The sequence below is a fragment of the Komagataeibacter saccharivorans genome (assembly GCF_003207825.1).
Classification (GTDB): domain Bacteria; phylum Pseudomonadota; class Alphaproteobacteria; order Acetobacterales; family Acetobacteraceae; genus Komagataeibacter; species Komagataeibacter saccharivorans.
This window is the reverse complement of the sequence record NZ_NKTY01000011.1, coordinates 86445-96276: the sequence shown is the minus strand read 5'-3', so window position 1 is coordinate 96276 and position 9832 is coordinate 86445. Positions and strand designations below refer to the sequence as shown.

The following is a 9832-nucleotide window of genomic DNA, read 5'->3' as shown; positions in this document are numbered from 1 at the left end:
CTTTTCCTCCGCATCGGCCTGCGCGCGTTCTGAATCGCGCACCGTCGCAGGGTCAATCTGCTGGACCAGCGGGGTGGAATTGCCAAGGCGGGCGCGGTCTTCCTCAATCTGTGTCTGGGCGAAAGCAGGGGCGGGCAGGGCCAGTCCCATGCACAGCAGCGATGATCCCGCCCGTAGCCCGTAACGCCATGCCCTGCGGCGTGGGGCAACGCCACCATGCAGGAAACGTCGGCTAGCGGGAAGGGAGTGCGCTGCGGGGGAAAGAGCCATTGGCCAACCTCAATTGAGAATCAATGTCAGTAATAATAATTCTCAATTACATTCCCGTAATGCGCCGTCAACCATATTTTGTTACATATCGCCCCCGCGCCAGCAGGGGGTGCCCCCGGCCCTTTATCGCAGGAAGACCTTGGGCACGCCTTCACTGTTAAGGCAGGACATGACCATCACACCGGTCCACAGCGCCAGCGAAAGACACGCGCCAACCCGCCCGCGCATCGTTGCCACCGGCCTGCCACACAGGACAGGCATATAGACAGTACGGTGGCACCACATGGCGTTCAGCATGGCCAGCGTGATCAGCAGCAGCTTGGGCGACAGGTAGGCCCGGCTGCCGATGCGCACGGGATCGTAAAAGAACAGTACGACACCGCTCAGCATGGCGATGGTGAAGGTAACATGCAGTGGACGGACCATAAGCTGTGCGACAGGCGCAAGTCTGTTACCCACCCGGCGGTTGAGAATACCGAGGTCAAACAGCATATCCATCCCGAAGAACATCGCCATGCTTATGATATGCACAATACGGATCAGGTAATGTTCGGGCTGTAGCCAGAAATGCAGTGTGCGGCTGTCCATGGCGACAAGCAGATCATAGGGCAGCCGCATAAAGGCTAGGGGGTGGCTGATCATGGCAGGCGGTCTCCGTTACATGAAAGGGGGCATACCACCTGTTGACAGTGATAACAATTATCATTACCAGAACTGAAGAATCAGCCGGATGGGATGCCGCAAACCACCAGGTATTGCCGCAGGAAAATCAATAATAATGTGATGCATTACCTTCCTGAAATTTGATGGAAACAGTCGTCATGAATAGAAGAAATACGGTTCTGGCCCTTATTGTCGCGGCATTTCCCGTGGGGACCACAGTTGCGCATGCACGCGAATATCCGATCGGTGGCCCCGTTCAGGCCCATGATATGGAAATTGCATCCAGCTACCTGACCGGCATCATGGTCGAACCCATGCCCGCAGGCATGGCCGACAACATGAAGGCGGATACCATCCACCTTGAAACCGATGTCCACGCCACGGCGGACAACGTGTGGGGCTACCCCGATGGCGCATGGGTGCCCTACCTGTCGATCGGCTATGTCCTGACGAAGGATGGTACGTCATGGAAGGCGTCGGGCACCATGCATTTCATGACCGCCAAGGACGGCCCGCATTACGCCGATAACGTGCAGATGGACGGTCCCGGCCGCTACACCGTGGAACTGACCTATTCCTCGCCCGAACAGAACGGCTTCCTGCATCATGTGGACAAGGAAACCGGCACGCCGGGCTTCTGGAAGCCGTTTACCGAGAAGTTCAACTTCGCCTATCCGCAGAAATAAGCGGGCGGGACAGGAACATGGGACGGATACTGGACAGGGTACGGCAACTGGCATGCGGCGCGGTTGTGACCATGGGTTTTGCACTGGCGGCTACGGGCGCCAGCGCGGAAACCGTGACCGACCTTGCAGGCAGGACAGTGGAAATACCCGCCAGTGTCCATCGCATCATACTGGGGGAAGGGCGGCTGGTTTACGCCCTCGCGCCGCTGGAAAAACAGCACCTGTTCGACCACATCGTGGGCTGGCAGGGTGAATTCCGCGGCGCGGATACCCAGAGTTACGATCAGTACGTCGCAACCTTTCCGCAGGCAGCGGGTATCGCGCTGATCGGCAAGACCACGGCGGATACCGTCAGCCCCGAACGCGTGCTGGACCTTCATCCCGATCTTGCCATCCTGACGGTATCGGGCCATGGGCCGGGCAAGTCGAGCGAACTGGTCACACAGCTTGAAAGCGCGCATATCCCGGTTGTCTTTGTCGATTTCCGCGCCGATCCGCTGCACGATACCGTAGCGTCCATGCAGATCCTCGGCCGCGTGCTGCATCGTGAGACCGAAGCGGCGGATTATCTGTCTTTCTATCAGTCGCATCTCAAGCGCATTACGGACCGCATCGCCACCGTGCCGCAGGCGCAGCGGCCGCGGGTGTTCATTGAAATGCTCGCCGCCATGCGCGAAAGCTGCTGCCATACGGCGGGCAAGGGCAATATGGGGGCCTTCATCGAAGCCGCAGGTGGCCAGAATATCGCAGCCCCCCTGCTGCCCGGCTATATCGGTGACATCGATCTGGAAAAAGTGATCGCTTCCGACCCGGATTTCTATATCGCCGATGGCACCAAGGGACCAAAGGCCAGCGGTCCGGGCCTGCGCATGGGGGCGGAAGTCACGCCGGACATCGCACGCGCATCGCTGCTGAAGGTGATGGAGCGCCCTGGCATTTCCAGCCTGCGCGCCGTGACGGATGGCCATGCCTTTGGCATCTGGCATTCGTTTTATGACTCGCCTTACAACATCCTTGCCGTAGAGGTCATGGCGAAGCACTTCCACCCGGACCTGTTTGCCGATGTGGACCCCGAGGCGACGCAGAAGGAACTTTACAGCCGCTTTCTTCCCGTCAGGCAGGAAGGGACCTTCTGGATCGATGCGCGTCCCTGACCAATCCCGGCCCGCCGCATCGTCTTCTTCTCCCGTTCCTGATCTTTCGGATTATGCAAGGCAGGTGCGCCAGACCTACCGGGCGCTGCTGCGGCGGCGTATCGGCATCCTTGGCGTCATGGGTGCGCTGATCGCCGGTTCGGTCCTGCTTGATTTCTGTCTGGGGCCATCGGGCCTGTCACCTTCGGCACTGGTGCGCACGCTGCTGCACCCGCATGATGTTTCAGCCGGACAGAGCGTGATCGTATGGCAGATCCGGCTGCCTTACGCGCTGATGGCCGTATGCGTGGGTGCCGCGCTGGGGCTGGCCGGTGCGGAAATGCAGACGGTTCTGGCCAATCCGCTGGCCAGTCCCTTTACCCTTGGCGTATCCGCTGCGGCAGCGTTTGGCGCGTCACTTGCCATCATCATGGGCTGGGGCATTCCCGGCGTGTCGGATGCGTGGGTGGTCTCCGCCGATGCTTTCGTTTTCGCCATCGGTTCGGTCCTGATGCTGGACATGGTTTCGCGCAGGCGCGGGGCGGGCACCGGCACGGTGGTACTGTTCGGCATCGCGCTGGTGTTCGCGTTCCATGCACTGGTCTCGCTGCTGCAGTTTGTGGCGAATGAGGACGCATTGCAGGATCTGGTGTTCTGGACAATGGGTAGCCTGACGCGCGCGACATGGCCCAAGCTGGACCTGCTGGCCGCCGCCTGCGTGGTGGTCGCCCCGCTTTCGTTCCGCGCCGCGTGGAAACTGACCGTATTGCGCATGGGGGAGGAACGGGCGGCAAGTCTTGGCGTGGATGTGCCCCGCGTGCGGCGTGGCGCGCTGCTGCGGGTCAGCATCCTGTCCGCGCTTGCCGTATCCTTTGTGGGCACGATCGGCTTTGTCGGGCTGGTTGCCCCGCATATCGCCCGCCGCCTGCTGGGCGAGGACCACCGTTTCTATCTGCCCGGCAGCATGCTGGTGGGCGCGCTGGTCATGTCGCTATCCTCGGTCGCGGCGCGTAACCTTCTGCCCGGCGTGGTCATTCCCACCGGGATCGTGACCGCGCTGGTGGGGATACCGTTCTTTCTGGCCATCGTGCTGCGCAGGCGGGGCCTGTCGTGAAAACGGGACTGCTGGCTGAACACATCTGCGTGCATTACGGCAGGCGCGTGGTTCTGGATGACCTGAATGTAGGTCCGTTCCCGGTGGGGCACGTATCCGCGCTGCTGGGGCCAAATGGCAGCGGCAAATCCACGCTCCTGCGCGCGATGGCGGGACTGGGGGAAAGCAGGGGCACGGTCACGCTGGATGGGCAGGACCTGTCACGCCTGTCCTTTGCGCAGCGCACGCGACGGTGCATCTACCTGCCGCAGACATTGCCCGCCACCGTACATATACAGGTACTGGAATCCCTTCTGGCCGCACAGCATGCAACCGGATGGACGCCCGCGCAGCCCGAAGGCGACGCGGTGGACGGCGCGCTGCGCATGCTGGACGTGTTTGGCATTGCTGACCTGGCCATGCGGTATATGGATGAACTGTCTGGCGGGCAGCGTCAGCTTGTCGGGCTTGCGCAGGCGCTGGGCCGCCAGCCGGATGCGCTGTTGCTGGACGAACCCCTCAGTGCGCTGGACCTGCATCATCAGTTCGCCGTGATGGAAGTCCTGCGCCGTGAAACCGCGCGGCGCGGGATCGTGACGGTCATGGTGCTGCATGACCTGAACATTGCGGTACGCATGACCGATTATGACGTGATCCTGCGTGATGGGCAGATCATCGCCGCAGGGCCGCCCCGTGATGTCATAACACCCGATACGCTACGCGCGACCTATGACATTACCGCCCGCGTGGAAACATGCAGCCGGGGCCTGCCACACGTTATGGTTGACGGGCTGAGCTGAAAACGCGCCGCAGGCGCGTGAACACCCACCATGACAGTCATGCAGTGAAAAGCAGGAAACGCTCAGACATCCGTCCTGTCCTGCTGGAGCAATCAGGGTGGACCGGATGTATGACAGGCAAACGCCATGGCCTGTGCATGGTCAGGCCACCGCTGATCTTCATTACTGTATTGCAGCCTGCCGCACCCGCCGGTCAGACGTAAAGCCTCGCGATGGCTACTGCCTGCAGGGGAGGGATGATACCTGTTCCTTTTACTTTCCCTTTACCCATCTGCCGAAGCATAGTCAGCCCGGATGGATATGACGGTATTGACACCTGTGTCAGGCCCATATGGCATCGCCCATGTAGCATATAAGAATATCTTTCCCTTTTCCGTGGCTGCAACGTACCTCCTGCAAATACAGACATGCGTGAGTGGCATCATGCCATGGTTAACGGCGGGTCGGCGTTATGGTGTGCCGGGACAGTAATCAGGTCGCGGTTATGGAGCCAGTGTGCAGGGTATGATCTACCTGCGCTGCCCGGTTCCGCCGCATCCGGTAAAGTATTGGTAATGAAATAACGTCGCAGGCCGTCCCGTGAAACAGGAGACCCCCATGGCGCGGCATGGCCATGGATACGACAGACGATAAGGGCGTTGCCGTTATTTATCCCGTGACCGCCATAAAGTAGCCGCGCAGCCACCTGTTCGCCCATTACTGGTCTGTTTCAAAAGCCGGTTAATTTACCTCACACCCTTTTTATGTGTTCCCTGTCCGCAGGATGATCATTACAGCCATAGGTTGAGAAGTGTAAAAAAGTATTCATCATACCCTGCACCCAGCAGGGGGCAATATTGCGGTCATGTCATAACAGAACAAAATAAACTGCCTGTTCCATATATACGATACAGTCGATCCGGCCCATTGCCATCACAGGGCGGATCAACATGCCGATACTGTCAGCCAGGGGCGCAAAACAACGCTGTTCGCCTATGCGTCGTATCTATATAATAATGAAACATTATTAATAATGTATGGAAAAGTCGAAAGCTGCTTCCGGATTATTCATTTTTTGTAAACCAAAAATTGCATCTATTGGAAACATGGGATATTAGCCGGTGTTGATTGGCGTATACCCATGCCTGCTGCAAAAACCGGCCAGAGCGATATGTTACCCCGTGCTGTTGAAAGGTACGTCCCTGTCTGCAATGAAAATGGCATGAAATACCGATCAAAGTGATTTATTGTGGTTGCATAATAGACATATGATTATTACTGATAGGGTGAGATATGTCTCCTGACGGCAGTCTACCAAGGAAAGAAGCGACATTGGACAATAAAGATATTCCGCATACCGAACTGGTATCGATGACGACAGAAATCGTGGCCGCGCACACGAACCACAATACGGTTGCCATTGACCAGATCCCGGCCCTGATCGAGACAGTCTATGCTGGTCTCAAGGGACTTGGTGCTGAAAAGGCGGTCGAACCGACGCCGCTGCAGCCGGCCGTGCCCATCAAGAAGTCAGTATTCCCTGACTACGTGATCTGTCTGGAAGACGGCAAGAAGCTGAAAATGCTCAAGCGCCACCTCCAGACCGCCTATGGCATGACGCCGGAGCAGTATCGTGAAAAGTGGGGCCTTCCCCCCAACTATCCAATGACGGCGCCGAACTATGCGGCTCACCGTTCCTCCCTGGCGCAGAAAATCGGCCTTGGCCGCAAGGTCGTTGCCGAGCCGGTTGTCGAGGCACCCGCCGAAGCACCGGAAAAGGCGCCCCGCAAGACCCGCGCCCGCCGCACCAAGAAAGCCGACACAGCCGCGTAATAATACGCCCGCTGTTGCACGATACCCGGCCCGGAAACGGGCCGGGTATATGTGCGCGTAAAGGTCGTGATCTGCCAGTCATGACCCAGTTGCCGGTCAGGCCGGTTAATAATCCTCGCTCCGGGGCAGGGCACACATATGCACCGCCCGTTCTGGCAGTATGTTCAGGCGGTAGCATTACGGGCGTAATGACATAACATCCAATACAGGCCGTTCAGGGTAGTGATGTACGACCGGATCGCCTACTACAACGGCTATCTGGGCCAGTTCGCCGGTACCGGGACTTACCAGAACGTCTCGTCCTGACAGTAAGCAATCCGTAAATCCTGACGCCTGCATGATAACCGGACTGGCGGCGATACGGACCAGTCATGTAACCTGTATTGCTTTGTGCATGTGCTGACGGTCAATCATTCGGCCATTCTCAGTCACTGACCGGAACAGTGCTGTACGTTTTACTGACGTAGGCAGGATTGCCCTGATATGCGATCGCAGCAGACACAATAGAATATGTGTTTTCATACATAGTAATAAGTGACGTATTGCGCGCAGTGCGCTTTACGGTCATTGGCAGGATGGGACCGATCCAGACACGGACGCCACCTGCAAAACAGTCCCATTGCTGTTGGCCAGTAGATCAACGACCAACTGTTTAAAGAAATTACTGTGACAATTTGTAAACAATTTTCCGGACCAATATTACCCGGGCAAACGGATTCTGTTCCACCCGATCCTTATCCGTTATTACAAAACAGTATACGAAGCGTGATCTGCACAGTAACGGTTGGCTTCCAGTTCACGCGGTCTTGCGGTCCGTAAAGAAAAGGACGGGAACCGCGCAGGTCGTATCGCAAACCCGCCATGCGACGGCACCTCCATTTTGGATATCGAAGCGATACTGATCGTGGACAAGTCCGGTCAGTCGCAACGGATCGATGACCGCACAGGTAAACCGTTCGGACACACGGCCACGGTCGATTACATCTACATAATGAAGCTGCATCATCAATGCAGGTCTGATCGGTTGCTGGCAGGCAGTGTCGTCTTGATGAGGGGTTAGACTGCATCCCCGAAACTGTCTGAAAGCGTAATCCGAATGTTTCTACAGTTTCTGACTGATGGGTCAGCCGCGATACATGCGTGGCGATTTTAGCAGGACCGGCGGGTACAGGCCGATCGTTATGACGCCAGGACCCCGTGAACGCGCGGGGCAGGCGGTATGAAAGGCTGTCTGAAGCAGTCACCCAGAAATCATCAAGAAGTTTTTGGTGAAGCTTTTTTCAAAATCTTCGAAATACGTCGCCTTTCTGAAAAAGGCGGCAGACAGAACCGTGGGACAGCACACAGGCTGTCCCACAGGAGCATTGATATCAGCGCATCTTCCGGCTGTTGTCCGAACGGTCGGGTTCAGGCAGCACGTGATCGGGGTCCAGCGTGGCGCGGACAACGCTGCGTCCACCCGGCAGGCCGATCGTGATGCGGTCGCCCATATGCCAGCTTTCTGTCGGGATGACCTGATCGGCATGGGTACCATCGGCATAGTCCAGCCGTAACGTGACAGGCAGCATCAGCCTGCCCTTGCTGCGCAGGCCGACCTGCACGCCCTGTCGTGCATCGTTATGGACATAGGACAGGCTGGTGATGGCGTAATCGGGCCACCAGTTTTCAAAATACCATCCGCGCCAGAACCAGCCCAGATCCTCCCCGGTTTCGCTTTCCATGAAGCGGAAGAAATCGGACGGGGCAGGGTGGCGGTACGCCCATTCCTGAATATAACGCCGGAAGGCGGGATCGAAACGGTCGGGGCCAAGGATCTGCTCACGCAGCAGGACCAGCCCATAAGCACTTTTGAAATAACTGACCGGGTGACGGTACTTTTCCGAAACCAGTTCCGACGGCGTCATAAGGGGCGGCGCCTGCGGATCGGTCAGCAGGGGAATGATGTCGTCAGCGGGCCGCCCGGTTTTCGGCGCGAATTCGGAATCCCGCTTGGGCGCATATTCCCCATGATTGAAATGCTGCGATGCGTAGGCATCGATAAAGGTATTGAACCCTTCATCCATGAAGGCACTGCGCCGCTCGTTCGATCCGACAATCATCGGGAACCAGTCATGGCCCAGTTCATGCGTGGTGATCCAGAACAGCTTGTCGTCACGGTCCTGCCAGCCATCAAACACGATGCCCGGATATTCCATGCCCGCGCCATGCCCACCGACATTGATGGCGTTTGGCCAGGGATAGGTGAACCACTGCTGCGAGAAGTATTCGATCGCGTGCTTTACATATTCGGTGGACCGATCCCATGCCTGCGCACCCGCCCCTTCACGCGGGTAGACCGACATGGCAAGCCGGGGCACAGGCGCCATGCCCGGCGCGGGGCTGATCGCAGGCAGGTTGATCCGCGCTGCGTCCCACACGAATACCGGCGATGCGACAAAGGATACATCGCGCGTGTTTTCCATGCGGAAATGCCACGTCTTTTCGCCATCATGGGCCAGATGGCTGGCGGGGTTGGCAACATCATCGGCAGTGCGGATCTGGACGGTACTGTCGCTGCGCGCCGCCTGCGCCAGACGTGCGCGTTCGGTCGGGGTCAGCACGTCCACCGGATTAAGCAGCGCGCCCGACCCGACCACCGTGAAGTTCCACGGCACCGTTACCGTGTAATCGAAATCCCCGTAATCAAGATAGAACTCCTGCCCCAGATACGGCAGCGTATCCCATCCCCGGCGGAAGTCGTACACACTCATGCGCGGATACCATTGGGCGATTTCGTAAATATCGCCATCACGCACCGGGGTTACGGATGTCCGCCCGCCCCATGGGCCGGGCACGGTATGGTGCCAGCGGATGCGCAGGCGTATTTTCTCCCCATGGCGCAGCAGCGTTCCATCGGGCAGGGCAAGCTGCATGCGGGTATCGGAAATACGGGGCTGGATCGTAATATCCCGCCCGTCGCGCACCACACTGACAGATTCGATGACCGCGCCGTCCGTCGTATTGGCATGCCGCGAAGGATTGACGAAATCAGCCCGCGCGCCGGAGCGGTAGATGTTCTGGTCAAGCTGCACCCACAGTTCGTCAAGACTGTCGGGGCTGTTGTTGGTGTAGGTCAGGATTTCCTCGCCACTCAACACATGCGTAGCGGTGTCGATGCGGGCATGGATGGTGTAGTCCGCGCGGTTCTGCCAGTAGTCGGGGCCGGGCACCCCGGAACCCGAGGCATAGCGTCCCGGCGCGTCGGGCAGCGTCAGCGCATTGAACGCCGCACGCATGGCCAATGCGCCGGACGGGTCGGACGCGGGCGCGGCACGGGCTGTAGCGCACCCCGCGACACAAAGGATAAGGGCAATTTTTCCATAGGACATCAATGCG

General features: G+C 58.4%; 8 protein-coding genes and 1 pseudogene. 5 read left to right on the top strand and 4 right to left on the bottom strand.

From position 1 onward, the window contains the following. Both CFR79_RS15655 and CFR79_RS08485 read right to left on the bottom strand, forming a co-directional pair. Positions 1-270: pseudogene (locus tag CFR79_RS15655) on the bottom strand (carbohydrate porin); the annotation flags it as partial. Positions 271-393: 123 nt separating this feature from the next. Beyond that, positions 394-912, bottom strand: a complete 519-nt coding sequence (locus CFR79_RS08485) for a hypothetical protein (RefSeq protein WP_102323734.1) — start codon at positions 910-912, stop codon at positions 394-396. Between the two features lie 164 nt (positions 913-1076). Here CFR79_RS08485 and CFR79_RS08480 point away from each other — a divergent pair, with 164 nt between their 5' ends. The 5 genes from CFR79_RS08480 (at position 1077) to CFR79_RS08460 (ending at position 6457) form a co-directional block, all read left to right on the top strand. After that, positions 1077-1619, top strand: coding sequence for an iron transporter (locus CFR79_RS08480; RefSeq protein WP_102323733.1), 543 nt, complete (start codon positions 1077-1079; stop codon positions 1617-1619). A 17-nt stretch (positions 1620-1636) separates the two neighbouring features. After that, complete coding sequence (locus CFR79_RS08475) at positions 1637-2773, top strand: ABC transporter substrate-binding protein (protein WP_110547591.1); 1137 nt, start codon at positions 1637-1639, stop codon at positions 2771-2773. Beyond that, positions 2760-3866 (top strand): FecCD family ABC transporter permease, encoded by a 1107-nt coding sequence (locus CFR79_RS08470; RefSeq protein ID WP_110547590.1) that lies wholly within the window; start codon positions 2760-2762, stop codon positions 3864-3866. Before CFR79_RS08475 ends, CFR79_RS08470 begins: the two co-directional genes overlap by 14 nt. Next, positions 3863-4645 (top strand): ABC transporter ATP-binding protein, encoded by a 783-nt coding sequence (locus tag CFR79_RS08465; protein WP_110547589.1) that lies wholly within the window; start codon positions 3863-3865, stop codon positions 4643-4645. Before CFR79_RS08470 ends, CFR79_RS08465 begins: the two co-directional genes overlap by 4 nt. A gap of 1311 nt (positions 4646-5956) precedes the next feature. Next, entirely contained in the window at positions 5957-6457 is a 501-nt protein-coding gene (locus tag CFR79_RS08460) for a MucR family transcriptional regulator (protein ID WP_102323729.1), read from the top strand. A gap of 796 nt (positions 6458-7253) precedes the next feature. On the opposite strand, the gene CFR79_RS08455 is transcribed toward CFR79_RS08460, so the two are convergent. Both CFR79_RS08455 and CFR79_RS08450 read right to left on the bottom strand, forming a co-directional pair. Beyond that, positions 7254-7463: a hypothetical protein gene (locus tag CFR79_RS08455; RefSeq protein WP_110547588.1), complete on the bottom strand. Its 210-nt coding sequence runs from the start codon at positions 7461-7463 to the stop codon at positions 7254-7256. Between the two features lie 364 nt (positions 7464-7827). Continuing rightward, complete coding sequence (locus CFR79_RS08450; protein ID WP_110547587.1) at positions 7828-9825, bottom strand: M1 family metallopeptidase; 1998 nt, start codon at positions 9823-9825, stop codon at positions 7828-7830. Positions 9826-9832 lie beyond the last annotated feature (7 nt).

Excerpts from the sequence above, each read along its gene's own strand:
- CFR79_RS08450 (WP_110547587.1), bottom strand. The coding sequence starts at position 9,825 with ATGTCCTATGGAAAAATTGCCCTTATCCTTTGTGTCGCGGGGTGCGCT.
- CFR79_RS08470 (WP_110547590.1), top strand. The coding sequence starts at position 2,760 with ATGCGCGTCCCTGACCAATCCCGGCCCGCCGCATCGTCTTCTTCTCCC.
- CFR79_RS08475 (WP_110547591.1), top strand. The coding sequence starts at position 1,637 with ATGGGACGGATACTGGACAGGGTACGGCAACTGGCATGCGGCGCGGTT.
- CFR79_RS08455 (WP_110547588.1), bottom strand. The coding sequence starts at position 7,463 with ATGATGCAGCTTCATTATGTAGATGTAATCGACCGTGGCCGTGTGTCC.
- CFR79_RS08485 (WP_102323734.1), bottom strand. The coding sequence starts at position 912 with ATGATCAGCCACCCCCTAGCCTTTATGCGGCTGCCCTATGATCTGCTT.
- CFR79_RS08480 (WP_102323733.1), top strand. The coding sequence starts at position 1,077 with ATGGAAACAGTCGTCATGAATAGAAGAAATACGGTTCTGGCCCTTATT.